This window comes from Mesorhizobium sp. M1399, from assembly GCF_040317735.1.
Taxonomy (GTDB): domain Bacteria; phylum Pseudomonadota; class Alphaproteobacteria; order Rhizobiales; family Rhizobiaceae; genus Mesorhizobium.
The window spans coordinates 49859-75604 of sequence record NZ_JAMYKZ010000021.1; the positions used below are offsets into that span (position 1 = coordinate 49859).

Consider the following 25746-nt stretch of genomic DNA (forward strand, 5'->3'; position numbering starts at 1 on the left):
CTGACAGAAGACCGTCTCGATCACACGTCGAAAAGGGCCGGAAGCCGCGTGCACTAGCGGGTGGCAACCACAGAAGGCTCCACAATTAGGCTAAGCCTGCGGCGAAGAGTGCTCTCGCGACTGGCTCGAAATGTTGCGCAGGAACGGCGTTGCCCAGCTTCGTTGTGCGGATGAGCTGATGCGCAAGCACATGATCATCGACAATGTGGACACGTAGCGCCTGCGCCTCAATTAACATGGCTGAAGCAGCCGGGCCCTCGGCGCGGCAAACCAAGACCGGTACCCCGATCTCGTCACGAACGAAACGCAGACCGACCAGTAGCGCCCTTCCTCTAAAGACCAACGTGGCGCGGTGCACCCCAAGCGGAGGCTCACCAGCAGACTCGTTGCGGAGGCGACGTCGTTCGCTCTTCAACTCCGGCGTACCTTGCTGTTCCTTCAACTCGCGCGTCACTTCGGTCTTAGTCATGCGCATTCCGCGCAGAAATAACGCACGCTGCACCAGGAGATCGATCAGTCCGCCGACCAGAAGCGCTCCGGCGCCGATCGCGCTCAGCAGTTTTATCTCCGTAAAGACGAGGCCGATACAGCCCATGCCGCAGACCGGCATCTGGACCATCGTCTTCCACGTACCGAGAAGGAAAAGGAGAAACGTTGAGCTGAGGACCATTACTTTAAGCAGCGTCTTCCCAACCTCGACTAAAGAGCGCGCAGACGCCATGCGCTTCAGCCCTTGAAAGGGGTCTATTTTCTCAACGTTGGGCTTCATCGGCTCAAGAGAGAAGATAAATCCACCATTGGCTATTAACCCGGCCAAAATGACCGCGGCAACGACAATTCCAACCAGCGGGCCAACGGTTGCCAGGGCGAGTTCGATTAGCAGGACCAGCGCCTGCTGGACAGCGATATTGAAAGGCAGGTTCTGCAGCTTGTCGGTTAATAGTAGCGCTTCGTGACATCTGTCTAATATCACGCTCCCTCTTAGCCAAAGATAGCCGAGCCCAGCGCAAGTGCCAGCCGCGCGGACGAAGTCGGAGCTGCGCGCAATCTGGCCTTTTTTGCGCGCGTCATTTAGCTTCTTGGGGGTGGCGGCGTGGTTCTTCTCTTCACTCGTGTTGCTCATTTCAGCAGCTTGTCGAGCCACTCAAGCGCGCCAGTCGCTTGTGTGATCTCCAGGTTCATACCCTCGATGAGATAGGCAGTGTAGGTAACCATGATAATCGGAAACCCGATATTCTTGATCGTCGGGGACAGTTGGCTCGACTTGAATTGGGGCGCAAAGCGCCGCAGTATCATCATTGAGATGTCAACCAGCACCAGGAAGGACACTACAGGCCCGGAGACCAACAATGTCGTGTACATGATGTGGTCGAGGAGCCTTAATAACTCCATTGCTCCTTGCGCCGTCAATGTGGGGTGGAACCGATACACGGGCCAGATCTGGAAGCTGCCATAAAGGGCGCTGATCACAGCCTCCAGGCCTCCTGATGCTACGAAGATAGTAATTGCAGTGATCCCGAGAAAAACCCCCATAGCGGAAGCCTGACTGTTCGTCGCGGGGTCGGACGCAGCGGACGGGCTGGTGATGCCGCGTTGGTTGTCGATAAACTCGCCGGCCGCCTGAAGACTCCATAACGGGATGCCGAGAAAAGCGCCAAGTAGCAGGCCGACAAAAACCTCCTTCAATCCGAGCAGAGTTATCTGGATCAGACGTGTTTCAGGATCCAGCGCCTGCAACCCGTCACTGACGTGTGCCAAGCATGGTAGTCCAAAGGCAACAGCCAGGCAGCTGCGAATCAGCCCGCCAATCTGAGCCCGCGTAAACACAGGAAGGACCATCATAATGCCTATCGCGCGGGCCGCGCCGAGGCCGGCTGCAACGACGAGTTCAATAGCCGAATGGAACAGGATTTGAATCTCGGTCGATGACGCATCCATTTGGAGGCTAGTAGCTAGGTGTCATTGCTGGAAACTCCGTAAAGATCTGGTCGGCCAGCCCAATGAGCGGGGCGCTCAGGACAGGGGCAAACAGGCCAATCACCGCCACAATGACCAGAAGCTTCACGGTGAGGGGCAAGCTTTCATCCTGGATCTGCGTTGCCGCCTGGATGATACCAATGACTAGGCCAACAATGACCGATGCGATGAGCGGTGGCAGAATCCAGATCATGAAAACCACCAACGACTGGCCCATAAGAGTGACAATACTGGACTGAGTAATAGTCAACCTCCTGGTTGGGTGTAACTCAACACAAGTCCGTGCATCAATCTCGACCAACCATCAATAGCGACAAACAAAAATAGCTTGAAAGGGACAGATATGACTGTAGGTGATACCATAGACATGCCCATCGCCATCAAAATCGTCGTTACAATAAGATCGATGACGATAAAGGGAAGATAGAGAAGGAAGCCTATTTCGAATGCACGCTTGAGTTCTGAAATTAGAAAAGATGGTACGAGAATGGCAAAATCATCAGGTGTGGTTCTGGCGCGCATTTCCTCTGGCCAGAGTTTTTCGGTCGAGGATAGGAAAAAACGGCGCTGCTCTTCATTTGTGAACTTCTTGAGATAACCGTGCAGGGGCTCACCCCCCTCTTTAGCGGCGCTTACCCAATCATCCAACGTTTCATATCGGAGCTTCGGATCGGTCATCCTATCATAGGTTTGTTCAATAACAGGCGCGCTAACGAAAATAGTGAGGATCAATGCCGCAGCGTACAGCACTATGTTCGGCGGTATCGTCTGGGTCCCGAGCGCATTGCGGACGAGGAATAGAACAATTGAGACCTTTATAAACGCCGTGCATGTGACGACTGCCAAAACCAGTAGGCCGAGTCCGGCTGTAACCGCAAGAAGCGACAGAATTGCCGGCTGAATCTCAGTCATTGCATGCCAAGCTGCCGCGGAGTCTGATGCCCAGCTCATCTCCGATCCGCACGATGTCGCCACGCCCGATACGCCGACCATTGGCAAGTATGTCGACCGGACCGGCGATCGGCCGACCAAGTTCGAAAACATGCCCTTCGCCGGCACTCCTCAATTCCGCTAAAGGCATAGGCCAGCGGCCGCATTCAAAGACAAGCACGATCTCGAGATCGTCGAGATCGGCTTCCGACGGCTCTTGCTGCGATTCGGCTTGTATCGTCATATGCAAAATCTCCAAGGGGCACGATCGCGGGCGGAAAGGCCCCCGCAGGATTAGGTGGTCAAGCTCAATATCTGCCCCGGCCCATAACCGGCCCACGGATAGGGTGATCTGGCCGCGGCCGAACGGCAATATATCTGGCAACAGAGCATCGCCGACACATGCTTTGCGAAGAAGCGCTGCCGGAACGCAAAGCGTGCCGATCTCTCCTGCAACCATGATCGGCAGCTCTGGGGATAGCTCGCGCGGCTGTCGCGGCAACTGGCTAAGCAGTTCGCCTAACGCGCGGAAGGCAGACGGCACCAAGCCATCAAGAGGCGAGAACAGGAACAGACGGCCCTTGCCATTGACTGGGCCGAAGACGATATCAAGTTCTAGATAAGGAGCTGCTGTCATGGCTTCACGCACGTGCAGAAGCTGCACGTTCAGCTGCGCCTTATCCTCCAGTCGAGCGATAACCGGCTCTAGTGCAAGTTCGAGAATGAGCGAAGCAGTTGGCTCGGAAGGGAAAGCAAGGCCGCTCTGCACTGTCGAGACGAGCGCCTCGACAAACCGTCGTGACAGCGACAAGACGATCGTTTCAGCTCCCACGCGCCAAACGCAGTCAAGCATCGGAATGGCAGAAGGTTCCTGATGCCAGACAAGCCGTTCCATCCGCACCGATAGCGGCTTGCCGCTGATCCGGCTTTGAAACGGCCTGCGGGAAGTCGCTATATCATTGAGCCACGAGACAACCACGTGGGACAGTGTTAGCGCTGGTTCGAATAAAGCGGGTGTGACCACAGTGGTTACCAAGGCGGCTCTAAGCTGCACGATCGCGTCATTCAGAGAACCTGCGGTTTTCGGATCTGGCTGTCCGACATCAGGGCGAGCGAAACCCTCCCATACCGAAGCAATATCTCATCATCAGCCTCAATTTCGCCTGCGGCCTCCGCATAAATATCGACGGCGCGCCGGACGTCGTCCTCGATTTGTTGCCATTTGTGTCTTGCCGCCGAACGTATGACCCATAGGGCCCTCGTCTCAGACGCCGCTGTCTCGGCCTTTTCTTGAGCGATGCGTGCATCATCAAGCATCTGGCGTCTGGAAGTGACCTCAGCCGCAAGCCGCTCAATGCGAAGGTGGTGATGGTCGAGTGCTGCGCTAGACAAGGTGTCGAGCGACATCAGCTCTTGGTAGAGCGCCGTTTCGGCCCCTGCGCAGTGTTGCTGTGCGATTGCAAGCCCCTGCGAGGCATTCTGTACGGTTAAGGTGGCCATATGGCACTGGGCTTCCTTCTCGGACAGCTCCCTAAGGGCACTACGCTCTTGCATTTCCTTCAGAAGCCGTAACCTCGAAGCGTGAACACGATTCACGCGGTCAGACGCGACATCCATGCGACCGTTTCCTCAAAATCCGATGCCTCGCCTTCGCTCTGGCACAAAAATTCCCTCAGGTCGCCAATCGAGGCGACAGCCCGGTCAGTTAGGGGATCGCCGCCTTGCTTGTATTCGCCGACATTGATCAAAAACTCGGACTCGGCATAGCGCGAGAGGAGATCACGGAAGAAGGATGCTGCCTTGCGATGTGTCCCAGAAACGACCGCATCCATTACGCGGCTGCGACTCTGCAGCACATCGATAGCGGGGAAATGCGATCGCGCCGCGTTAGCGCGTGAGAGGACTACATGGCCGTCGAGAATGCCGCGCGATTCCTCGGCGATTGGGTCGCCTGTCCCATCACCTTCGACAAGGACAGTATAGAAGGCCGTGATTGAGCCGCGCTCACCCATGCCGGCACGTTCCAGCAGGCCTGGCAGCATGGCAAAAACGGAAGGAGGAAAGCCCCGCCGGGTCGGCGGCTCGCCCGCAGCAAGACCAATTTCGCGCATGGCGCGGCAGAAGCGCGTCAGCGAGTCCAACATGAGTGCGACGCGTAGCCCTTGTTCGCGAAAGTATTCCGCGAGCGCGGTCGCCATAGGAGCACATTGCGCCCGCTCCACTGCCGAGCGGTCGGAGGTTTCAACGACAACGACCGTACGGCGCAGGCCCTCCTCCCCAAGATGCCGCTCGATGAATTCACGAACTTCACGTCCACGCTCGCCTATGAGCGCGACTATGATAACGTCGGCGGCGACACCTTTTACGATCTGCGACAATAACGTCGACTTGCCACAACCAGGCTCGCCATAAATCCCGATCCGCTGGCCCTCACCGCATGTGAGGAGACCATCCAGGGCACGGACCCCGAGCGGGAATGGCAGCTCAACAATGCGCCTTGTCATTGGGTTGGGCGCCCGGCCGTGCAGCGGACGAGTTTCGGCGGTTTTGACTTCGCCTTTGCCGTCGAGTGGGCGGCAACGGCTGTCAATCACACGGCCGAGCAAATCCGGGCCGACTGGCACTTCACGCATTCGTCCAGTGGACACGACTTCTGCGCGGCTGGACAGGCCAACCAAGTCGCCGATCGGCGTGAGCAACACGCCATTGTCCAACAAACCGATCACCTCGGCTTCGAGCGACAGGCCGGTTCGCGTATCCTGCAGCAGACAAAGTTCCCCAATCCGAGCATCTGGCAAGATGGCATGGACCAGTGTACCGACAGCCCGCGTGATCCGTCCGCGCACGACCCGCGTGTCGACTCGCTTTGCTGTGGACCTCAACGACGAGATCGCCGGATCGGGAGCCCGGCTGCCAGCGAGATTATTATGCTGTGGTACCGGGGTGATCACTGTTCGCCTTCTTCAGAATGCGACCCGAAGCCGAGGCGCAGCGCGCGCATCTGTGCATCAAGTCCAAGATCGACATTGCCGTACTCGCTCCACAGCACGCACTGTTGCGGCGACAACGTCGGATCCGGATCAATCCGAACCCTTGGCCGACCCTCCCGTCCGTCGCAGCCAGCAAACTCGCGTGCGAGCATATTGACTTGCGTCGGACACACATGCAGGCAAACTTCCGCGCCGCTATATTTGCGCTCAATCGCGTGACGAACAGCCCTCACCAACAGCTCGCCCGGATCGAAGGCACCCAAAAGATCGCTTAGGATCTCTATCACGAGCTGTGGCAATTCCTGCTCCAGAACCGCCTTTCGTCGCGCAACTTCGGAGACTGCGCGTGCAATCAGCCGTGCCATTTCCTCGGCGCCTGCATTCAAGCCCTCGGTATGGCCGCGCGCCCGTTCACGCTGATAAGCGGCGCGTACCCAGCTGCGAACCCGCTGCTGATGCCGTTCTGCTGCGTCACGCGCTTCTGCGGCGCTGTGCCAGATCTCGAGTTCACTCGCCGGTACCAGTGGCCCCACTGGGCGCATCTGCGGCGCGACGGGCGCTGCGGAAACATCGGCTGTCATATCACCGGGATCTCCGTCTCAAAATGCGCTACGACAAGCGAAAACAACTGGCCCGAGGCATTAGTGTGTTCGGGCGCTGGAGCGCCGGCGGCGCTCCCGACGGGCAACCGTAGAAGCACACGGTTGCGCTCAAGCCCTGAACTGTCGTTGAGCCAAGCACCAAGGCAGGCATGCCCATCGTATTCAATTTGCTTTGCGAGTTTTTCCGGATCAGCGATCAAGCTGTTTGCCACCGCATGCGCCAGATGTCGGATGCCAAACGCGTGGGCATCAGCGCCGATATGTCCAATAAGCGCGGTGAGGTGAGGCTTTGAGACAAGCTTGAGCAGCGAACGGGCATGCCAGATACTACCGGCAAGGAGAGCAGCCCGGCGCGGATCATGTCCGCGCAGAAGATCCGGCCCCCAGCCGCTTCCGTTCGAATCCATCTTATTGCCAAGCAGCAATTCCGCCAGTCTTGACTGCAGCCTGGGACTCTTCTGCAACTGCACCAATGTCGCAGCGGACAATGCCGGATCAAGACGTGCGGCAAGATGAGTCGGATGGGCCGAAGCAGCAAGATCGCTCAGGCACACGGAACGCAATTGGAACGACTGATCGCGTTCGGCAGTCTGTATCGGTATCGGCATTGGGAATATCACCTACGCCGTATCGCCGATGAACTTTTTGCGAATGGCCTCGACAGCGGAAGGCCTTGAGCGGCCCTCGACTTTGGACAGTTCGCCCCATGATCGCCTGCGCCGATGCCTAAGAACACTGACTAAGAGATAGCACCCTACTGCGAATACAGCTGCGGCAACACCCATCACGGTCGCCAGAAGGGGCGCTAGAACGGACCCAGCTTGGGCCGAAACAGTCGCCGGTTTGGACCGTTGCTCATGTGCGGACGGTTCCACTGGCACCAAAACAACTTCCACCTTTTCGTAGGAAAGGCCTTCGATGCTGTCGGCGACGAGCATCTTTATCTTCGGCAGCAGAACTGAGAGATTTGCTTTGGCGTCGTGCCGGATAAAAACCGAGGCCGATGATGGCGTGCCGCCCGCTCGTAACAGGTCGTTATTGGGCAGAACCACATGAACACGTACCGAGAAGACCCCATCGATATCGCTGATCGTACGCGACAACTCTTCGCTCAGGGCATAGACGTAACGAGCACGCTCCTCGGTCGGCGAGGCAATCAGGCCTGATCCATTGAATATCTCGCCGAGGTTCTTGAAAGACTGGCGCGGCAGCCCCTTGGCATTGAGGAGGTTGATTGAGAAGGCAAGCAGCTTTTCGTTGACCTGGATCGCGCTGGTCCCATCCTTAGAGGCAATCCGGACCGCATCAACCCCGTTGTCGATCAGAAGCGCGAGCATCTCATTCGCCTCGCGCTCCTGCAATTGCGTGTAGAGATCGACCTTGCAACCACTCAGGGCGAAGAGAAGTGGCAGCACGACAAAATGAAGCGATCGCCGACCAGACTGGCGACTACGCATGATTTCGCCATGGGCTAAGCCAATCATGCGCGCCGTTCATCCTTCTTTTAATAGTTTGTTCACAGATGAGGTGATGCCGCTTACACCTTTGGAAATAAGAGCAACTTGGGTGACACCGTTGTAGAGATCCCGCAGATCAGCAATCATCGATTCGAAATCATGCCCTGCTTGCGGAACGCCCGACATCCGCGTTCCCGCTGCCCCACCTTCGACTGGGAGCTCCTGCTCCGGCCCAGGTAGAGCGCCCTTCGCAAGGCCTACCTGATGGTCAAGCGCGGCAGGGGTAACTGCATTGTCCCGGTACATGGAAGAAATCGTCTGGAGCACGCGGTCGCCCAGTGGGCTTGACTGCGCTGTCGCGCGTTGAACATCCAACTGCGGAGGAACTGGCGCCGCTCCGATTGCCCCCAACGTGGTATCGTTCTTCATCGTGGCGGCCGCCTGCGCTAGCGCGCGCTCAAACTGGGCCTGCTCGCCGAATGACGATGACCCGACCCCAGGAAGAGAGTCTATCAGACTGGCAGAGATCGACGTGACAGGCATCATCATGCAGGGACACGAATGCTTTCTTTGACGTTGGATGAGTCCAGCCGGTTACCACCCGCCGTTGGCCCAGCACCTAGAGAGGCGAGCTGACGACAAGCTTACGATGTCCTCTTTTATTCATTTAAAAAGTCACATTGGCGAATTTAGTGACTTGTGAGAGTTTCAGCGTTTGGTTTATCAGGACCAGATGTCAAGAACGCTCGTCCGATCCACCATCCTGTACAGCTTGAAGAGACTTCTCTCTGTCGGGTTTTTTCTCTCCACCGGAATCCACGCAACTCTCGGCGTTCCTCTGTCGCTCCCCCCGATACCCTATACGTATACGGTTCTTGATCAGGATCTCTCTGCCGCGTTGCAGGAATTCGGCAACAACCTGAATATCAGGATCAGCGTCAGCGCCGAGGTGAAGGGGCGGATTCGCGGGCGCATGCCGGATTTGCCGCCGCGCGAGTTCCTCGACCGCTTGACCAAGCTGTACGATCTCCAATGGTACTATGATGGGCTAGTGCTCCATGTATCTGCTGCAAAGGAAGCGCAAACTCGGATGCTTGTGTTGACTCCGATTCGCTTTGATGCGTTCAAGGTGGCTCTCGATGAGCTTGACATCTCCGATGATCGCTATGTCGTGAGACCCGCGCCGGGAAATGGCCTCGTCTTGGTTTCCGGTCCACCGCGCTTCATCGCGCTCGTGGAGCAGACGTTCAACGCCCTCGTTGCGGAGGCGCAGGCGCGGCCTCACATCGCGGCGGCGCCGACGAGGGAATCCGTGCTGATATTGTTTCGGGGCTCCTCCACCATGGTCGTCCGCGATGGACGACCGGAAGCCTCTTATTCTTCTGACGTGCCGCAACAGGATGGCATTGGCGGGAAGCCTGAGCTGAGTCAGAAATGACATCGATGGATACGCCGCAGCTTCTGGAGAAAACATTACCGCCAGCCGCCTCCTGATTATGAATTCTTTTGAATTTGTCAGGTTCTCGAAAGCTGAACGGCTCATGATGAGATTCAGCTTCTCCAACGATCGCCAGCCATTGTGCTGGAATTGAACCTTGGAGCCATCATGGAGCGGAGCAATTAAAGCACGGCCAGGGGCAATTTGGTGACCCGGCCAATGCTCGGAATTGTCAACGTTCGCGAACATATTGGCGTCACCCTTGTTGGGGATTGCAATTGCACGTCTGAGGAGCCACAAATGTTAATCAGTAACGCCGCTAACGTTTACAACAGCCCGAGCCTCCCGCAGTACAACAGCTCGAACCAGCAATCCGCACAGGTCTGGTCGGGCCCAATACCTTCTGCGCATACCTTTGACAAAAGGAATCAGGAAAGCGCGCCGTCCTTTGATGCGATGCTGTCCAGTTACCTGCTTGAAGACAGGACCGGTTCCTTCGCGCTCCGGGACCCGCTGCCGCGGAATTTCGAGTCGCCGATGGAAGAATTTTTCCGGCACCCATTGGAATTGCCGTCGCGGGATGTTGAGTCGACCTTGGAAGAATTGTGCCGGAACCCATTGGACCTGCTGCCGCCGCATATGAGGGCAGCAATCGGATCAATGGATCAGGACCCGCAGCCCTCCGCGATCGCCTCCCGTTCCGTCGCGCCGGCGCCCATACAAAGCTTGAGAATCACGTGGAACGGCGGCTCGCTGACCCAGGCCGAGTTGCAGATTGTGGCAGTGCTGAACCGTCACAAGGACCAATGCCCGCTCAGTTGGAAATCATTAGGGGACAAAGCCAATGATCCCTCTACGCCACCGGATCTGAAAGCGGCGATCGAGGGATTACAGCAGGATCCAGAGCTTTTTTATGCGATCGGCTCGCAGGGCGATGGCCACTGTGGCGGCAAGATCACGGCGAAGGATTTGTCAGGCTTCTCCCGCCATCACTCACAAGTTGCCGCATTCCAAGACCGACAGGCGCAAAGCTACGCCCAGAACTACATTCCATCCGACAGCACTGGAAATCCGCAGCCGTCGGTCATGACTTTGAGCGGCGCGTTGCGCGAGCTTTACCGATACTCCGAAAACCTGCCCAAGAACCTGAGTCTGGCTGACTTCAAGCAGATCGTCGAAGGCGACGCGAAAACCGGCAAATGTCCGCCCCAGGTCATTGCGGCCGCTCAGTACTTCGTCGATCATCCGGATGAGTGGAAGCAGTTGTACGGTGGTGCGACAGACAAGGTCCACAAAGAGGATTTCCTGCAAGTCGCTTCATCGTCGATGAGCCTCACGCGAACTGAGCTGAATACGATCGAAACGATTAAGTGCAATCAGGACGCCTTCTTTGGGAGGGGCGACCTGACTCGTGACAAGCTCGCGAGCATGGCAGAAGACAAGAGCCTCGATCCGAAAGTACAGCAAGCGGCCTCGCAGCTGCTCTCAGATCCTCTATTGTTCAGTCTGCTAAACAATTCCATTACGGGTTATAAGACCCACAATGGGTTCTTCGACTTCGGCGGCGGACATACGGTCGATTCCGGTGACGTCAGCAAAAAAGACTTTGCCGACTTCTACGACAGCATGTCGTCTGCCAACCGCACCGTTCAGCAGCCAAAGACCCATGTGCCCAAAACCGCTGCGGAGCAGGACGCCGCCGCGGACATGATGATGGGCCGGGCGGACCAGCCTGATACCAAGTCACCCAAAAAGAACGGCGGGGCCTTCATCCACATAGTCAGCGACGTGCTCAAGGTGCACTCTCAAGTGCTCGACTGGGCTGCAACGGCGGTGGGATTGCTCAGCTTCATCCCGGCCCTCGGACAAGTAGCCGACCTCGCATCGATGGCGCTTGCATCACAGGCGCAAGCGGAAAACCTTGTCCGTACAGCCATCACCGGAGGCAATTTGAAGCATGCGCTGGCAGAAGCTGGCATCAGTATCGCAGCGCAGGCTGTCAGCCTTGTCGCAGGCCCCGAGGTCAAGCTGGCAATTCGCAACGGGCTCGTGAAGAAGGCGTTGGAAGAGGCTGCGACGGCCGGGATCAATCTGCCGATTTCCATGGCGCAAACCTGTGCAGAAGGCTATTTGAACAACCTACAAGCACGCCTTGCGGCCGAGCCTGTGCAAGCCGCTGGCATTCCCAGCCAGATCGGCACAAAGCCATTATCCCAGCAGAACGTGGCCTGATGACCGGGATCAGCACGCTGACATCGGCGGTGTTGCCCGGCCACATCTCCGAGCAGACGGGTCGGCCCTCGCCGTCGATCACCACGCCGACGATCATCTGGTTGAGATCGGGCCGATGGTCCTTGGAATGGCTATGGGCGCCGAGCGTGGCGCCGCCGGCGCATCGAAGGAGGGCGAGCTGGTATCCATAAACACGACACTGAGATCGGTGAAGAGATACTTGCGCTTGGCAAACAGGGTCTCCTCGATCTCGTCCTCGCAGTGCGCGGCGAGAATGGCGTCGCATTGTTCTGGCGCGCCTCGGGCAGTTCCTCGCCGAGCCAGGCCATGGCCGGTAGAAGTGATGCAGGGCAAGATCGTCGGCGCCGGGGATGTCATAGTCGACGAGCCACTTCTCGCAGGCCCTGTCGGAGCCGGAGGCCATGATGCGGTGAAGCACGGCAGCAAACACGGCCCGTTCGACGGCAAACTCGACTTCCGCTCCGTCAGCAGCCCTTCGATAACCGCCCGGCAACCGGTGTCCTCCCACAACCGGCCGAATAGCAGCGGTGCGCCAATGCGGCGGGTGTGCAGGCTTGTCGAATCTTCCTGGATCGCCTGCAAGACCATGGCCCGCTCGGCGTAGCGGCCAACTGAGGCGGCGAGCCGATCGAGATCACCCGAGGCCAGGACCGCGTCCTTGCGCCCGAGATTGTGGACGATCCGCTGCTTCATCCGCCCTTCCTCGCGCACGCTCTCGACGAGGTAGAGGTAGGTGTAGGTGTAGGTGTAGCCGCGGATGTTCTTCTCGCGCACGAACATGCAATGGGCATTACTAAAAGCGGCGACTCGTCAAGCTCTACACTACAAAAACAGGAGACTATTTAGCATTTACAGCAAAAAGCCGCGCCTAGCTCTACCTCAACAAAACAACGACATAACGCAGAAAACGCGCCGGAATCTGCCCGCACTGTTCAAGTCGAATCTTTGGAGCTTATCCTAGTCGCTCCAGTGTGTTGTGTCGACGCTCTTTAGTGTCGTCTCGACAGCCGCAGCGAGTCGGCCATAGATGAGCTTGATGGCGGTCCGCCCTTCGGTGCGAACACTTCATGCCCAGCGCTAGGCAGAGTGCGAACTAGCAGTGCGACCTGAGGTGAACATGGGGATGCATCCATCATATGGATTGCTTACATCCGAACAATCGATTTGTTCAATTCACTTCTCGAAAGCTAACCCCCTAGTCATGGAATCATGAGGTTCTGGAGGGCGACGCTGGCTTAGCGAACGCAGGGGCCGCATGTAGGAGGATCGATGCGCAGAGAAATCGCAGGCAGAGTTGGTGGCATTGTGGGCTGGCCGACCGACGGTTTCAGCCCGTCAACAGGTCTTCACATGTTCCATCCCCGACTATTGCAGGCGTGCAGCTTGCATGCTCCCGCGATTACCCATCGGAAAGAGGGTTACGAACACTACGACGAGTTGCGCGACTTCTGCTGTCGCCCCGATCTTCTAGCGGACGGTGACCTGTCCTACCTTGATAGGAGGTGAAATGCGAACGCTGCTCATTGATCATCATGCGGATCTTACGCGCGACGTGCGAGCTGCGCTCGGGGATAGCGGTTTTGCCGTTGATGTAGTTGGTAACCTGGAACAGGCGTCGAGTGCATTTTGTTGCGCGACCTATAAAATTCTCCTGCTGGAGTTGGCTCTGCCAGATGGCGATGGCTTGGGCTGGCTGAGGCAGCTAAGGAGCGACGGGCATTCAGTTCCGGTCCTGATTATGAGTAGCATCAACGATCTCGAGAAGCGAATTGCGATTTTCAACGGTGGCGCAGACGACTTTCTGCTCAAGCCCGTCTCTTTCGATGAGCTCATCGCCAGAATGAGAGCCATTCTGCGCCGGTCGACACAGGTGACCGACCCCATCGTTGTATTTGGCAATCTCAATTTCGATCCGATCGGCCGACAGGTTTCCGTTGCGGGTCATCCGCTGAAGATCGCACGCCGCGAACTATGTATTCTAGAGCATCTGCTTATCCGTGCAGGCCGCATCGTGCCTCGTGCGCAGTTGGAAGATCACCTCTATTCGTTCAACGACGAGGTAACTGCCAACGCGCTTGAAGTCGGAATCTATCGCTTACGTGGACACCTGAGTAGGTCAGGTGCAACGCCACGGATCAAGACCGTGCGCGGCATTGGTTACATTCTTGAATCGACTGAGGCGGCATCCGCATAGTTGGTCGAAATTGAAAGAACAGACTGCCTTGAAAATCGTTCCAACTCGCCATCGTGGCGCCAAACAGCAGCCGATCCTCATCGGCGGTCCGAGACCTACGGTTTCCCCTTACTTGGGCCATCTGCTCTGCGCGCTCGTTCTATTATCTCCACTTTCTGCCGCGGCCCAAAACAACGGGGATGAAGGGGCGCCGCGTGCCGCTTCCAATAGCATCAACGCGACGCTGAACCTTTCCTCTTCGCTCGGCAAGACAGTTCATTTGTCCGCGCCAGCCGCGACCATCTTTGTTGCCGACCCGACGATCGCAGATTATCAGGCACCCTCGAACAAAACCATCTTCGTCTTTGGGAAGAAATCCGGGCAGACCAGTCTGTTCGCCCTAAACGACAACGGGGAGGCTCTCGCCCAGTTGCGTATTGTCGTCACACAACCGATCGGGGACCTGCGCGCCATGTTGAGGGACCAGGTCGGCGACTATCCGATCCACGTCAGTTACACGCCGCGCGGCGCAATCCTTAGCGGTACAGCGCCCGATGCCGAGGTCGTCGACATCGCGAAAAGAGTCACTGAGCAATTTCTCGGTGACGGTGCGCAGGTCGTCAATAACATCAAGGTCGCTGGGTCCTTGCAGGTTAATCTGAATGTGCGCGTTGCGGAGGTCTCCCGTAGCGCCATGAAGGAACTCGGTATTAACCTGTCTGCCTTCGGTCAAATCGGCAATTTCAAAGTGGGTTTGTTAAGCGGCAGCAGAGGTGCCGGCTCTGGTGCGGCCAATGGTGGCGGTACAGCAGAAGTTGGATTCAACAATGATAATATCAGCGTCGGCGCGGTTCTCGACGCGCTCGCCAAGGAGCACATCGCTTCCGTTTTGGCTGAGCCGAATCTCACTGCCATGTCCGGTGAAACCGCCAGCTTCCTCGCCGGCGGCGAATTCCCCATTCCTGTCCCACAGGAAAATGGGCGGGTCTCGATTGAATTCCGTCACTTCGGCGTCGCCCTGGAGTTCGTACCCACCGTTCTCAACAACAACCAAATCAACATTCGCGTAAAGCCGGAAGTCAGTGAACTCACGTCGCAAGGTGCCGTTCAAATCAATGGTATCTCCGTGCCGGCAATTTCCACGCGCCGTGCCGACACAGTCGTCGAACTCGCCAGCGGGCAGAGCTTTGCAATCGGTGGGCTCATCAGGCGTAACGTCAGCAACAATATCAGTGCTTTTCCTGGGCTCGGCGAGGTGCCGATCCTTGGCGCCCTGTTCCGTTCGTCCTCATTTCAAAAGGAGGAGTCGGAATTGGTTATTCTGGTTACGCCTTACATCGTAAGACCAGGATCGACCCCCAACCAGATGAGCGCCCCCACGGCCCGGATGGGGCAGCCTTTGGACGGGGGGGCCACCCCGACGAATTCGTTGGGAAGTCCGCCGCGATACCACGCCAATCCCCGCACCGGCGCGCCAGCCGCCAAGGGCGGTCTCGGCTTTATCATTGAATAGGGGGGCCGAATGACGTTGCGGATCATAGGTCTCCTGATCGCTCTGACGGCAAGTGTAAGTGGCTGCACAAGCACCGCACCGAGTGTCGAGCCATTGACACCGATCCTTGTCCGGCAGGAGACCACCGTCCTAACGTTAGAGAGCCTTCGCGCTTCCGAACGGCAACGTTTGCGTGTGTTCCTTGAGAGAGCCAGTCGCGGTCGGCGGGATGCGCTCCATCTCCTTATCAGCGGGTCGCCCCGTCTCAGCGCAGAGACGGTCCATCAGGCTAAGGAGATGGGCATCGACGCTTACAAGATCCGCTTATTCGACCAACAGGACGGCCGCGCAGCGCGAATAGAGGCGATTGTCTTCCATGCCCATCCTCCTGTCTGTCCGTCGCTTTCCAGTCCTTTACTCAACGAAAAGTCCTTCGACCAAACGCTTGGCTGTTCGACACGCCATAACTTGGCGGTGATGGTCAACGATCCGCACGATTTGCTCGACAATAGGGCTGTCAAGCCAAGCAATGGTGATCGTGCGGCCATACCAGCTGCCACATACAGGACATTCGCGACGGGCAAAGATGGCTGATGTCAGGTCCTTTCGTTTTCGTGGATCACGGCACCTACTCCAGCACGCAACATTGCGGATCCATCGGATTTGGCGCACGATCGTCGCCTTGTCGAGGTCATTCACCTTCGGCGACCCAGATGGGTAACAGGCTGCCCTCACCACACTACGGCGCTTTTGAGTGGGCGCTGCGCTCGCGACTTTCTTGGTGGGGCAGCGGTCACTCTCACGCTGACGGTGTGAACGGAGTTGGCCGGGGATGCCCCGGTCATTGTTGAAAATCTGAAGGGAGCGGCGTTTGCCCGCTTCGAGCCTGTAGGCTCGGGGTTCGATTCCACTGAGGAGGGCAACACCATGAACATAAATAACACATTTAAGCACTTGGGCGGGACCGATCAGCCGGGCGGCACGACTTCGATGTTCAGTCGGTCGAGCGGGCTTGTCGTGCGCCGGATGAGGCCGTTCGAGACCTTGGCATAGCGCGCCGTCGAGGACAAATTGTTGTGGCCGAGCAGCACCTGAATAATGCGAATGTCGGTGCCGTTCTCCAGCAAATGCGTTGCGAAGCTGTGCCTGAGCGTGTGGACCGTCACACGCTTATCTATGCCGGCGGCCGCACGCGCCGAGCGGCAGGCCGAGTACAGCACCTGCACGTCAATGGGGCGAATTGCATCCCGGCCCGGAAACAGCCAGCCCTGCGGCTTCGCCAGCCGCCAGTAGACCCGCAGGATGCGCAGAAGCTGCGCCGACAGCATCACCGTGCGGTCCTTGCTGCCCTTGCCGTGCTCGACCCGGATCACGCCGCGTCCGCTGTCGATGTCGCCGACCTTCAGTCCGACAGTCTCCGAAGCGCGAAGGCCCGCGGCATAGGCCGTAGTCAATGCCGTTCGGGTCTTCAGGCTCGGCGAGAAAACGGACAACGTCGTCAGCGCTGACAACCACCGGCAGCGTGCGTGGCGCGCGGGCATAGGCGATCCGTTCAGGGATCTCGGCATGACGCAACGTCACGCCGTAAAAGAACCGCAGCGCGCACACCGTCTGGTTCAGCGCTGGCCACGAGACTCCCGCCGAAACCAGATGGACCTGGAAGGCGCGGACGTCCTCCAGGCCGAGCCGGTCCGGCGAGCGGTCGAAATAGCGCGAAAACTTGGCCACCGCGTGCACGTAGGATCGCTGGGTGGCCGGCGACAGATTGCGGATTGTCATGTCCTCGATCATGCGTCGGCGAAGAGGGCAACTCGGCCATCTCAAACTCCTGTTCTCAAGATTGCGCTTCAACAGCCGCAATCCTTCAAAACAGAAGCGTCATCCGCAAACCCACGCACCAAATGACGCGTCAGCGGCTTCGTTCAATCCCTTTATGGGTCCGGATCCTAGCAGGTTGTGACCATTGCTGTGGCAATGCAGCAGTCCTGGATGGCTGCATCAAATAAGTTCCAAGATGCCCCGGGTGCGCTTCCACCGGACCACCTGGACGCTGCAGTTAAATGCACAAATCCACGCGCGTGCTGAAGCATCGTGAAAATTCATGGATTATGACCCGATCCAATTTCGGTCGATGAATCAGCGCCCTTCGCCGGGGCTGTCGGTCCGCATCGCGCCTGACAGCGGCGCTATGCTGGCGCTCCCATGGCCGCCCTGTTGAACCGCTTTCTCCAGCACCGAACTGAATTGGTCCCGCTGGCGGACATTTCGATGCTTCCGCCTTGCGGGCCTTCTTTGTTGCGGCCGGCTCTGCGGCACGGCTGCGCCGACGTGAACGTGCTTGGCGGCACGTTTTGTGAGGGAGGGAAAGAGGCGCGCGGCCCTCTCCCTGCAAGTCGCCGCTGGCGGATTCCTCCGTCTGCCCGCTTCGCTCCGTGCAGACCGGGGAGACCCCTCCGCCCCCTTGCTCGCGCTGCTCGCCACGATGCCGGGGGACAGGCGACCTGAACCCGTGCCCAAGCCGATCTGATGGCAGCGGTGGGGCTGGACATGGGCCCGTGGTGGACATACGTGCCACACAAATCCTCATGCTCGCCTAACCGGCTGCAACGTATGGCAATCCGGGCAGACCCGACGAAAGAAGGAGTAGGTCTCGGCCATTCCCGTGTCCGAACCCAGAAAAGTTACTGGTTTCCTTACGGGCGCGATACAAAGGGCACGGGCTGGACTTGGCTGCCGGGGGCGGGGCTTGTCGACCGCTCGATCGAAAGTGAGAGACGAGGAGGAGAATCACCGACCTGCAGAGCGGCAAGGCGCTCGCCTACCTCCCTGTCAGTCACCGTTAGCCGATGGTTTAGACGAAGATAGTCCGTCCATGTCGGCGTGCGGAATGTCTCGGTCCAAAGAGTCGAGTTCTGAAGATCGCGCTGGAGGGTCCAGTCCCGCGCACCGGCACGGCTCTGAACGCGCCGCCTTTCGCGCATGCAGCTCAGAAATTCCTCGATATTCTCCTCGGGTATCGAGTACTCCACCTTGATCACGATCGGGCCGCTCCTGGGCTTCAAATCGAGGGCCAGTTCTGGTGGCCTGAAGTCGAAGGCCCCTTGATCCGATTCCTCCCATAGCCGTACCGGCAATAGCTTTCCCACAGCTGCAACCAGCAACAGCGCCGCTGCAGCACCTTCCAAAGCCCACGTCAGGGAATAGTACTGCGCGACAGCACCCCAGATCCAGCTGCCCGCTGCCATGCCGCCGTAGGTCAGGGCGTAATAGATCGACAGGGTGCGACCAACGACCCACCTTGGGCTTGCCAACTGCACACACACGTCGGTTCCGGTCCAGGTGACAACCCAGCCTGCGCCAGCGATTGCAAGCGCGATCGCTGCTACAGCCACCGATGATGTGAGAGCCAGTAAAAGGCAACACGTTGCGCAAGCAACGGATGCGAGCGTGATCAATCGATTTTGGGACGTGATGCGTCGCAAGTAGCTATTGCCAATGCCCGCGATGAAGGCGCCTGTGCCGAAGCCGGCTAACAGGACGCCGTAAACAATTGGCCCCCCCGCCAGTTGGTCGCGAACCACGAGGGGGAGCAGAGCAAGGATCGAGATGCTTGACAGCCCGAACAGGGTTGCGCGCACGATCGCCACTCTGATCTCCGAGGAGATTGCCGTGAAGCGCATGCCATCATGAATGGCCGTCGTCATCCGCTCGCGCGGAAGAGGCGAAGAGCGAACTTGCCACTTGGAGCGCAGCACAGCGCTCAACGGGACCAGGTCGGTCAGCGCAGCGAAGGCGAAAGCCGTAAGGGGGCCCAGCAAAGCCAAAATTACACCGCCCAGCGCCGGTCCTATACTCCGAACCACGTTGTACCCCACCGACATCAGCGTCACTGCAGCGGGTATGTCGCGCTTTTCCAGGATGTCGCCGACCGAGGCGTGCCAGGCTGGATCATTCAAGGCAAAGCCGCATCCCGCCAAGAAACTCAGTCCCAAGATCAGCCATGGACTGACAAAGCCCAGTCCAACAGAGAGAGCCAGCGCCGTGGATGCCAGTGCGATCAGGCAATGTCCGGCAAGCATCACGCCGCGGCGGCTGAAGCTGTCTGCAATCGCTCCAGCAAGGATCGACAAGAAGAAGGCGGGCAGTGTCGATGCAGCCTGCACGAGCGCAACCATCAGATCGGAGGCTGAAATCGTTGCCATAAGCCAGCTTATAGCCACGCTCTGCACCAGCCAGCCAAGGCTGGATATCTGCGTGGCTGTCCAGATCGAACGAAAGACCGGATTCTGAAGAGGGATCAGTGTGTTTGCCGCAAAGGGCGGGGAATCTTGACGCCGCATGACTTCTCACCTCCACCACGTAGTTCTTTCGCTCACTCACTTGCTGACAGCGGTGCGCTTACGCACAGCTGCGTCACAACCAAGTTCCGATATCGCGCTCGCAACAAAGTAGATGTCGCATCCACGGTGCTGATGCGCGATGAGTGTGCCAGTTGGGCGTCAGCTGGTCTGGGTCGCGCAGCCCGATGGGGTGCGGTCTGCCCTGCGACTCTTGGCCTTGGACGGTGCTACCGCCCCGATGGCCGGGTTGTCAAACTGCCACGGTGCTAGCAGCGCCCATCCCATCCTGACAGGCATGAGCGTACGACGCAGCGCATCGCTGGTATCGGAGGCGGGTGCAAGATCAAGGGTGGCATCGTCTTGACAAGTACGAGCTGGTGGACGCCTTCGCCCGACCTATCACATCGGCGACTTATGGGGCCGCCGTTCAACTCGTTGGTCTATGCACAAAAAAACATAATACGCTTCAAAAGACGTTTCGTGTCGGCGCAGGCGCCGAGGAGGGCGCGGAAGCCTTCACCATCGTCATCCCGCCACCGAACGTCACTGGCTCGCTGCACATGGGCCATGCGCTCAACAACACGCCGCAGGACATTCTGGTGCGCTTCGAGCGCATGCGCGGCAAGAACGTGCTGTGGCAGCCCGGCATGGATCACGCCGGCATCGCCACGCAGATGGTGGTCGAGCGCCAGCTTATGGAGAAGCAGATCCACCGCCGTGACCTGACGCGCGACGAGTTCATTGAGAAAGTCTGGGAGTGGAAAGCCGAATCCGGCGGCGCGATCTTCAACCAGTTGAAGCGGCTGGGGGCCTCGGCCGACTGGAGCCGAGAACGTTTCACCATGGACGAGGGCCTGTCCAGGGCGGTGCTCGAAGTGTTCGTCACGCTCTACAAGGAAAGGCCTGATCTACAAGGGCAAGCGCTTGTCAACTGGGACCCGAAGCTCTTGACCGCGAGTCCGACCTTGAGGTCGAACAGCAGGAGGTCAACGGCAATCTCTGGCATTTCCGCTACCCCGTCGAGGGCGAGGTTTTGGATCCGGAAAATCCTAAAACCTTCATCACCGTGGCGACGACCCGCCCGGAGACGATGCTGGGCGATATGGCGGTCGGCGGTGCATCGCGACGACGAGCGTTTCCGGCATCTTGTCGGCAAGAACCTCATCCTCTGCCGATCGTCGGCCGCAGGATCGCGGTGGTGGCGGACGAGTATTCTGATCCGGAGAAAGGCAGCCGCGCGGTCAAGATCACGCCGGCGCACGACTTCAACGAATTTGAGGTCGGCAGGCGCCATAAGTTGCCGGCGATCAATATTCTCACCGTAGAGGGGCGGTCACCCTCACGGACAATGACGACTGTCTCGTGGGCTGGAGGTGGCGCCGTAGCGCCATGCGGTCCGGGACGAGCTCGACGGTCTGACGCTTACATCTCGCCGAACTGGTCCAAGCAAGCATGAATTCCATAACCAGGCGCCGACGTGGAACTATCTCGTCGTCCACGCCCACGGACGCATCACTGTCCGGGATGATGAGCGCTATGTGCGCCGTAACGTGGCGAAGCTCACTCACATGCATGAAGCCTCGCAGCCTGCCCCGTGGAAGATGGGCGACGCGCCGAAGGACTTCATTGACACGATGGTGAAGGCGATCGTCGCCCTGGAAATCGAGATCACCAGCCTGGTTGGTAAATCAAAACTCAGCCAGAACAAAGAGGTGCGCGACATTCAGAACGCTGGTGAAATGCTGAATGCCCGAGGCGTCAATGGGATGGGAGAAGCGATGCTCGCGGTTGCGGCGGCCAAATCCCAATAGCAACTATCTTGTCCCGACAAGCCGCTGGTGCTGGATTTCCAACGGGTGACCTTGAGAGACAAATGCTTCGGCTCGCCGGAAACGCGACCAGCATCTGACCACCCGCTATGCGGCAGATGGACAAGAACTCAGGCCGCCATCGCCAGCCACATCCGCAATGCCGCCGGATCGATGGAAGCTGCTTACCCCGCCAGTCTCTCCGGTCATGCCGCCTGCGTCGTTAATACCTTGAACAGCAGCCTGGCGGTTAAACCGCCTTGCGTGTTCGGTATGGCGGCACAGCGGTTTGGAGATCGGCGAACGCCACGCCCCACGGTAGCGATGCCTCGCATGACCAAGCAGCGGCATGTGCGGCAGGCTTGCACCCGCTTCAGATGCGAGACGGGTCAAGACAATCATCCTGCACAACGCCACGCGGCGGTGAGCCGGTTTCGAAAAGGGCCGGCCCCGGCCGTTCATACAAGTGGAGTTGGGGGCGCGGGGCCGGATCAAGCCTATCGCGCTGGACCCGCCGGGACCGCGCGTACATCATCCCGGCAACGCCAGGCGCTCGCCTCGCGTCATGCGGGCTTCGGCTTGGCGCGCCGAATGTCTGGACCGGCATCGCGGAGCAATGGCGCACCAGTCTACGACATGGTGCGTAGTCGCCATGCTGCCCCTGGCCAGATCGTAGATGACCTCGGCTTGTTCGCCATGGCGAGCCGAAGCACGTTGACGGCCGTGCCGGGTGATGCGCCGTCCCAGACTATCATCCCAAAATCGGCGCGCGCCATCTCCCGGTCTTTGGCGGCGTAGATCCAGTATCCTCTAGCACCTTCAGGGAGACGGGACCCGGTAGGCAGCCCAGTCGCCCAGATCATTGCGGGGTTCCTTGGCCGCATGGAAGACCCCGACATGTTTGTAGCCGTAGCCCGCGAGCAGGCCCTGCGCCTCGGCATCGGCTCCGGGCGCGTCGCCAATCAGCACGCCGTGCACGGCAACAACGATTGGGCGGATCCGAGCGATGGCAGGTTCCGTCAGCTCAAATATCTCGCGTGAACCCCCTATGAATATCATCGACATCATGACTTTCCCTTCTCTCCAGGGCTCCCTCGCTCTGACCGCCGTCTCCCTCTGGCCCTGCGTGAGGGGTCACCCGAACGCCGAGACGGCGAAGCCGGCTCGGGGAGCGGCGGGACGCCGCAACTAGAGCCCGGTCGGCGGCAGGCCGGCGCGCAGACCTGCCGCTTCCGGAGGCGCTACGCGCGCGGAGCTAGTGGCCTTTGTCGGCCAGCCAGAGGCTCACGTCCTGGATCGAGCGCATGAGCACCGACGGATTGTCCCGCGCGGGAATGAAGCCCCAGCTCTGCCAGTAGCGCTCTGCCTCGGCGTCGATCGCCCGCACCACCACCGCGCGGCCGCCGACGATGTCGGCGCCGGCGACGCAGCGATACAGCGCGTCCTTGACCAAGCCGCTACCGACGCCTTGTCCGGCATAGCGGTGGTCGACGGCGAGTTGTCCGATCAGCAGGCAGGGGATCGGGTCGGGCGGGCGTCCGGTGCGGATGGCGCGCGGTGCGCTATTTGGCTGGATCACGCCCGGCGCGAGGCCGTAATACCCGACGACTGTTCCCTCGTCGTGAACGACCAGGACGCGGGTAAACCCGCGGGCCTGGTTCGTTCGCGCGAAGCCGGCCAGCCAAGCATTGAGCGCCGGCTTGCCGCAATCGAAGCTGTCGAGGCGGTGTGCGTGGTCGAGGAGTTCGATGCCTGAAAGCGCCACCTAGCGGTCCCAGGGCGGGGACCGACGCAGCCGCTCGGCCGCCTTCGCCGGGGGCGCAGCGGCCGGGGCTGAGATCGCCTGCATGAAGGCGTCATAGGCTTCCGGGGACACGCGGATGACGGTTTCGTTGAGGATGGCCGCCTGCGCCTCGTGCAGCGCGGCGCGCCGCATGAACTCCGTGCGCGACAGGCCGAGCAGCTCCGCGCCGCGGTCGATGATGGTGAGATCATCGTCGCGAAACCGCATCGAGACGGGTGCTTCCTTCCTGGTGGGTGTGGTGGCCATGGCGCGCTCCTGTGCTGCGGACGTATATACGTTAGTGTAACGCGGAACGCAATACTACGTTCCCTGGCGACGTCTCGTGGCGGATGGTCTCAGGATTTCTCGCCGCATCGGTTCTTCTCGGCTTCTCGCCCCAGTCGCCATTGCCGCAACCCAGAGCAAGGTGGCTTTGGTCAGCTCCGGCGGATCAATTACGGCTTAGAAAGCGCATTTGTTTTTGGCGGCCGGATGAGCGGGTCCAGAAGCGAAGTCGCTGCCATGACTGTCGCCGGACGAGCCCCGGCTATCCCGAAGCTGATGAACATCTGACGCGATGGCGACTTTCGGGCCGTCACGCCACAAAGGAGGAACGGCTATGAAGGCTGGGCGGCGGCACTTTCATTCTCAGGCGCCGCTCTATGCCATCTGTCGGCCAATGTGACATCGCCACTGCGGTCCTTCGAACAAGTCGATTCGATTCTGAATTTCGGCCTTTAGATGATTGTAGCGATTGAATCAGCGACAAGGGCTGGGCAATCGCGGTTGTGGTGACCGCGAGCCACTAAGCTTGTGCCGTACCCTTACAATGATTCATCAAGGCGTTTACCTCGGCAATCACGAGATCCGGCGTGATGTCGAACTTGCATCGGACTTTGACCGGACAATGCCGCACTTGGTCCAGACCACATCCGCGACATTCAATAACACTCATAAGCATGCTGACCAAGGGACCTCGAAACCCCCAAATCTCCGGTAGATGTGACGCCGTGAAAATGCCGATAGTAGGGCGGCCAAGCTGGGCAGCGACATGGCCGGTGCCTGAATTGTTCGAAACGACGAGGGCGGCCGAATTCACGAGACAATTGAATTCCAATTCTGACAAGTCGACAGCCGTCCGAATGTTCGCGGCCCCACGTTCCCTAGCTATCTTCGCAACCTCCTCAAGCGCTTCCAGGCATTCGCCACGGCCAACGAGGACCACCTCACCACGGGTCGAAAGAGCAGCGACAACTTTGCCAAAACTTTCAATCGGCCAATCTCGCAGGCTGGAATTGGAGAACGGAGCCACGACAATCGGGGCATTGCCTGTAGTCGAATTCTGTGGGTGACCCGCTCCGCTTTCGAAATAGGCAGCTGCCTTTGCGACCAGAAAGAGGAGGATTTCTGACACATGCTGGAGACGCACCTGCTTACGGTCAATGAACCAATCAAGCCATCTACGGGGGATTTTGTTAGCAAGCCCTATTTTTTGGACCAGCTTGTAGAAAATGGTTCTGCGCAGTTTCAGATTGAATGGCGCTATCGCAATATCGATCTGATGCATGCTGTACGGATCAACTATCGCCGCACGGTGCCTGGCGGGAACTTCAAGCAAGATCGGCCTTGTTTCTTCCGGAACACGCATATCAATGGCAAGATCAAACTCGCCGGTCAGCAGCGGCCTTATGTCCGCGGCTTCTTTGCGCGTTTTGACTTTTGGGTTGCGAGGAAAAAAGTCAAAAGCAACGTGATCGTCGGCGAGGTCGAACTGTTTTGCAGTAGCGATGTTCCAGCTTCCCACCACCAGCGTAATGTGGGCATGCGCAAAACGCTGACGAAGGTCCTTTAGAGGCCCTAGAGACATCCAAAAGTCGCCGACATGATCAAGCTTGAGGACCAAAATTCTCATCCTTGCGCTTGACTGTTCCGGCTCTTCCCAGCTGCGGTATATAATTTGATTGCCGTCGTGCTTTGTAAAATATGCCATTGCCATTCCGAAGATTATACGGTCAACACTGATAGCCCGGTGACGCGTGTGTAGGTTGGAGTGCTCCCCACTTTGTCCGCGTCTCCGCAAGAATTCTGCCATCAGATCCAAGCCGCGCTCCAGCAGGAGCTGTTGGGCGAAGTCTGCATCTCTAGCGATGGTAGCGCGCCAAGAAAGCCAGCTATGTCCCGACCCGCAATGTGAGGGGCTTCGTCACGGTCTCGCATGCAGTGAGTTCGGCAACGCCGAGTAGACGGTGATCGCCAAGCCGCCGTCCCCAGATCTCGGAGCATAACGGCAGTGGCCTCGCTCTTTGGTCGATGCTGATCCTGAATGCGACCGTCGCCGCCGGCGACGACACCGCCGGCCGCATTGACCGTCTCGGGCACGCCCTGTCGCTGTGGTCCCGCATCACGGTCGCTAGCAAGGACCCGCCGCAGCCGCTTTTTTCTGCGCGTCCGGTCGTCCAAGGTGAAGTGGACGAATCAACCCTGTGATGAAGTCGACTGCCTG

The 25746-nt window shown here is 58.8% G+C and carries 24 protein-coding genes and 2 pseudogenes; 8 read left to right on the forward strand and 18 right to left on the reverse strand.

What is annotated here, in order from left to right; translation table 11 throughout:
* Window positions 1-85: 85 nt before the first annotated feature.
* From NKH05_RS28030 to NKH05_RS28080, 11 genes are read right to left on the reverse strand one after another with little or no spacing between them, the layout of a single operon-like run.
* Window positions 86-1123, reverse strand: coding sequence for an EscU/YscU/HrcU family type III secretion system export apparatus switch protein (locus NKH05_RS28030; RefSeq protein ID WP_353026581.1), 1038 nt, complete (start codon window positions 1121-1123; stop codon window positions 86-88).
* Window positions 1120-1938, reverse strand: a complete 819-nt coding sequence (gene sctT / locus NKH05_RS28035) for a type III secretion system export apparatus subunit SctT (RefSeq protein ID WP_353026583.1) — start codon at window positions 1936-1938, stop codon at window positions 1120-1122. Before sctT ends, NKH05_RS28030 begins: the two co-directional genes overlap by 4 nt.
* A 7-nt stretch (window positions 1939-1945) precedes the next feature.
* Complete coding sequence (locus NKH05_RS28040; protein WP_353026616.1) at window positions 1946-2194, reverse strand: EscS/YscS/HrcS family type III secretion system export apparatus protein; 249 nt, start codon at window positions 2192-2194, stop codon at window positions 1946-1948.
* Between the two features lie 29 nt (window positions 2195-2223).
* Window positions 2224-2889, reverse strand: a complete 666-nt coding sequence (sctR, locus tag NKH05_RS28045) for a type III secretion system export apparatus subunit SctR (RefSeq protein ID WP_353026585.1) — start codon at window positions 2887-2889, stop codon at window positions 2224-2226.
* The gene (sctQ, locus tag NKH05_RS28050) at window positions 2882-3943 is read right to left on the reverse strand and encodes a type III secretion system cytoplasmic ring protein SctQ (protein ID WP_353026587.1); all 1062 of its coding nucleotides are present in this window, start codon (window positions 3941-3943) and stop codon (window positions 2882-2884) included. Before sctQ ends, sctR begins: the two co-directional genes overlap by 8 nt.
* 29 nt (window positions 3944-3972) lie before the next feature.
* A complete protein-coding gene (locus NKH05_RS28055; RefSeq protein ID WP_353026589.1) occupies window positions 3973-4524 on the reverse strand; it encodes a hypothetical protein in 552 nt (183 codons plus the stop codon).
* Window positions 4500-5858, reverse strand: a complete 1359-nt coding sequence (sctN, locus tag NKH05_RS28060; RefSeq protein ID WP_353026591.1) for a type III secretion system ATPase SctN — start codon at window positions 5856-5858, stop codon at window positions 4500-4502. The genes NKH05_RS28055 and sctN overlap by 25 nt, the downstream gene beginning before the upstream one ends.
* Window positions 5855-6478 carry a type III secretion system stator protein SctL gene (sctL, locus tag NKH05_RS28065; protein WP_353026593.1) on the reverse strand — a complete coding sequence of 208 codons (624 nt, stop codon included), beginning with the start codon at window positions 6476-6478 and terminating at the stop codon, window positions 5855-5857. The genes sctN and sctL overlap by 4 nt, the downstream gene beginning before the upstream one ends.
* A complete protein-coding gene (locus NKH05_RS28070) occupies window positions 6475-7107 on the reverse strand; it encodes a nodulation protein NolU (protein WP_353026594.1) in 633 nt (210 codons plus the stop codon). The genes sctL and NKH05_RS28070 overlap by 4 nt, the downstream gene beginning before the upstream one ends.
* A 12-nt stretch (window positions 7108-7119) precedes the next feature.
* On the reverse strand, window positions 7120-7983 hold the full coding sequence (sctJ, locus tag NKH05_RS28075) for a type III secretion system inner membrane ring lipoprotein SctJ (RefSeq protein ID WP_353026596.1): 864 nt from the start codon (window positions 7981-7983) through the stop codon (window positions 7120-7122).
* A gap of 9 nt (window positions 7984-7992) precedes the next feature.
* Window positions 7993-8505 carry a nodulation protein NolB gene (locus NKH05_RS28080; protein ID WP_353026598.1) on the reverse strand — a complete coding sequence of 171 codons (513 nt, stop codon included), beginning with the start codon at window positions 8503-8505 and terminating at the stop codon, window positions 7993-7995.
* Between the two features lie 184 nt (window positions 8506-8689).
* On the opposite strand from NKH05_RS28080, the gene NKH05_RS28085 reads away from it, so the two are divergent.
* Together NKH05_RS28085 and NKH05_RS28090 are read left to right on the forward strand one after the other, a co-directional pair.
* Window positions 8690-9394 (forward strand): secretin N-terminal domain-containing protein, encoded by a 705-nt coding sequence (locus NKH05_RS28085; RefSeq protein ID WP_353026618.1) that lies wholly within the window; start codon window positions 8690-8692, stop codon window positions 9392-9394.
* Between the two features lie 300 nt (window positions 9395-9694).
* Entirely contained in the window at window positions 9695-11626 is a 1932-nt protein-coding gene (locus tag NKH05_RS28090) for an HrpF/NolX family T3SS translocon protein (RefSeq protein ID WP_353026600.1), read from the forward strand.
* Between the two features lie 93 nt (window positions 11627-11719).
* Here the strand turns inward: NKH05_RS28090 and NKH05_RS28095 are convergent, their stop codons facing one another.
* Window positions 11720-12427, reverse strand: a complete 708-nt coding sequence (locus tag NKH05_RS28095) for an IS1634 family transposase N-terminal domain-related protein (protein WP_353026602.1) — start codon at window positions 12425-12427, stop codon at window positions 11720-11722.
* A 727-nt stretch (window positions 12428-13154) separates the two neighbouring features.
* Here NKH05_RS28095 and NKH05_RS28100 point away from each other — a divergent pair.
* The 3 genes from NKH05_RS28100 to NKH05_RS28110 are packed head-to-tail and all read left to right on the forward strand — an operon-like array spanning window position 13155 to window position 15906.
* Window positions 13155-13841, forward strand: a complete 687-nt coding sequence (locus NKH05_RS28100; protein WP_353026604.1) for a response regulator — start codon at window positions 13155-13157, stop codon at window positions 13839-13841.
* Window positions 13842-13869: 28 nt separating this feature from the next.
* Window positions 13870-15333, forward strand: a complete 1464-nt coding sequence (locus NKH05_RS28105; RefSeq protein WP_502913280.1) for a type II and III secretion system protein family protein — start codon at window positions 13870-13872, stop codon at window positions 15331-15333.
* Window positions 15334-15342: 9 nt separating this feature from the next.
* Window positions 15343-15906 (forward strand): CpaD family pilus assembly lipoprotein, encoded by a 564-nt coding sequence (locus NKH05_RS28110; RefSeq protein WP_353026606.1) that lies wholly within the window; start codon window positions 15343-15345, stop codon window positions 15904-15906.
* Between the two features lie 374 nt (window positions 15907-16280).
* On the opposite strand, the pseudogene NKH05_RS28115 reads toward NKH05_RS28110, so the two are convergent.
* Both NKH05_RS28115 and NKH05_RS28120 read right to left on the reverse strand, forming a co-directional pair.
* Window positions 16281-17103 (reverse strand): annotated as a pseudogene (locus NKH05_RS28115) (tyrosine-type recombinase/integrase).
* 902 nt (window positions 17104-18005) lie between these two features.
* Window positions 18006-19652 carry an MFS transporter gene (locus NKH05_RS28120; protein ID WP_352508099.1) on the reverse strand — a complete coding sequence of 549 codons (1647 nt, stop codon included), beginning with the start codon at window positions 19650-19652 and terminating at the stop codon, window positions 18006-18008.
* Window positions 19653-20167: 515 nt separating this feature from the next.
* On the opposite strand from NKH05_RS28120, the pseudogene NKH05_RS28125 reads away from it, so the two are divergent.
* Window positions 20168-20985, forward strand: a pseudogene (locus NKH05_RS28125) (class I tRNA ligase family protein); the annotation flags it as partial.
* An 82-nt stretch (window positions 20986-21067) separates the two neighbouring features.
* Window positions 21068-21463, forward strand: a complete 396-nt coding sequence (locus NKH05_RS28130) for an FMN-binding negative transcriptional regulator (protein ID WP_352453596.1) — start codon at window positions 21068-21070, stop codon at window positions 21461-21463.
* 816 nt (window positions 21464-22279) lie between these two features.
* On the opposite strand, the gene NKH05_RS28135 is transcribed toward NKH05_RS28130, so the two are convergent.
* From NKH05_RS28135 to NKH05_RS28150, 4 genes are all read right to left on the reverse strand, one after another.
* Window positions 22280-22525: a hypothetical protein gene (locus tag NKH05_RS28135; RefSeq protein WP_353026607.1), complete on the reverse strand. Its 246-nt coding sequence runs from the start codon at window positions 22523-22525 to the stop codon at window positions 22280-22282.
* Window positions 22526-22715: 190 nt separating this feature from the next.
* A complete protein-coding gene (locus NKH05_RS28140; protein ID WP_352453588.1) occupies window positions 22716-23225 on the reverse strand; it encodes a GNAT family N-acetyltransferase in 510 nt (169 codons plus the stop codon).
* On the reverse strand, window positions 23226-23510 hold the full coding sequence (locus NKH05_RS28145; protein WP_352453587.1) for a type II toxin-antitoxin system TacA family antitoxin: 285 nt from the start codon (window positions 23508-23510) through the stop codon (window positions 23226-23228).
* Window positions 23511-24048: 538 nt separating this feature from the next.
* Window positions 24049-25233 carry a glycosyltransferase family 9 protein gene (locus NKH05_RS28150; RefSeq protein ID WP_352453586.1) on the reverse strand — a complete coding sequence of 395 codons (1185 nt, stop codon included), beginning with the start codon at window positions 25231-25233 and terminating at the stop codon, window positions 24049-24051.
* Between the two features lie 320 nt (window positions 25234-25553).
* Here NKH05_RS28150 and NKH05_RS28155 point away from each other — a divergent pair, with 320 nt between their 5' ends.
* Window positions 25554-25730 carry a hypothetical protein gene (locus NKH05_RS28155; protein WP_352457364.1) on the forward strand — a complete coding sequence of 59 codons (177 nt, stop codon included), beginning with the start codon at window positions 25554-25556 and terminating at the stop codon, window positions 25728-25730.
* The last annotated feature ends 16 nt before the right edge of the window (window positions 25731-25746 follow it).

Coding starts and splice junctions, on each gene's coding strand:
- NKH05_RS28030 (WP_353026581.1), bottom strand. CDS start 1,123: ATGAGCAACACGAGTGAAGAGAAGAACCACGCCGCCACCCCCAAGAAG.
- sctT (WP_353026583.1), bottom strand. CDS start 1,938: ATGGATGCGTCATCGACCGAGATTCAAATCCTGTTCCATTCGGCTATT.
- NKH05_RS28040 (WP_353026616.1), bottom strand. CDS start 2,194: ATGGGCCAGTCGTTGGTGGTTTTCATGATCTGGATTCTGCCACCGCTC.
- sctR (WP_353026585.1), bottom strand. CDS start 2,889: ATGACTGAGATTCAGCCGGCAATTCTGTCGCTTCTTGCGGTTACAGCC.
- NKH05_RS28055 (WP_353026589.1), bottom strand. CDS start 4,524: ATGGATGTCGCGTCTGACCGCGTGAATCGTGTTCACGCTTCGAGGTTA.
- sctL (WP_353026593.1), bottom strand. CDS start 6,478: ATGACAGCCGATGTTTCCGCAGCGCCCGTCGCGCCGCAGATGCGCCCA.
- NKH05_RS28070 (WP_353026594.1), bottom strand. CDS start 7,107: ATGCCGATACCGATACAGACTGCCGAACGCGATCAGTCGTTCCAATTG.
- sctJ (WP_353026596.1), bottom strand. CDS start 7,983: ATGATTGGCTTAGCCCATGGCGAAATCATGCGTAGTCGCCAGTCTGGT.
- NKH05_RS28080 (WP_353026598.1), bottom strand. CDS start 8,505: ATGATGATGCCTGTCACGTCGATCTCTGCCAGTCTGATAGACTCTCTT.
- NKH05_RS28085 (WP_353026618.1), top strand. CDS start 8,690: ATGTCAAGAACGCTCGTCCGATCCACCATCCTGTACAGCTTGAAGAGA.
- NKH05_RS28090 (WP_353026600.1), top strand. CDS start 9,695: ATGTTAATCAGTAACGCCGCTAACGTTTACAACAGCCCGAGCCTCCCG.
- NKH05_RS28095 (WP_353026602.1), bottom strand. CDS start 12,427: ATGTTCGTGCGCGAGAAGAACATCCGCGGCTACACCTACACCTACACC.
- NKH05_RS28100 (WP_353026604.1), top strand. CDS start 13,155: ATGCGAACGCTGCTCATTGATCATCATGCGGATCTTACGCGCGACGTG.
- NKH05_RS28110 (WP_353026606.1), top strand. CDS start 15,343: ATGACGTTGCGGATCATAGGTCTCCTGATCGCTCTGACGGCAAGTGTA.
- NKH05_RS28120 (WP_352508099.1), bottom strand. CDS start 19,652: ATGCGGCGTCAAGATTCCCCGCCCTTTGCGGCAAACACACTGATCCCT.
- NKH05_RS28135 (WP_353026607.1), bottom strand. CDS start 22,525: ATGTCGATGATATTCATAGGGGGTTCACGCGAGATATTTGAGCTGACG.
- NKH05_RS28145 (WP_352453587.1), bottom strand. CDS start 23,510: ATGGCCACCACACCCACCAGGAAGGAAGCACCCGTCTCGATGCGGTTT.
- NKH05_RS28150 (WP_352453586.1), bottom strand. CDS start 25,233: ATGGCATATTTTACAAAGCACGACGGCAATCAAATTATATACCGCAGC.
- NKH05_RS28155 (WP_352457364.1), top strand. CDS start 25,554: ATGCTGATCCTGAATGCGACCGTCGCCGCCGGCGACGACACCGCCGGC.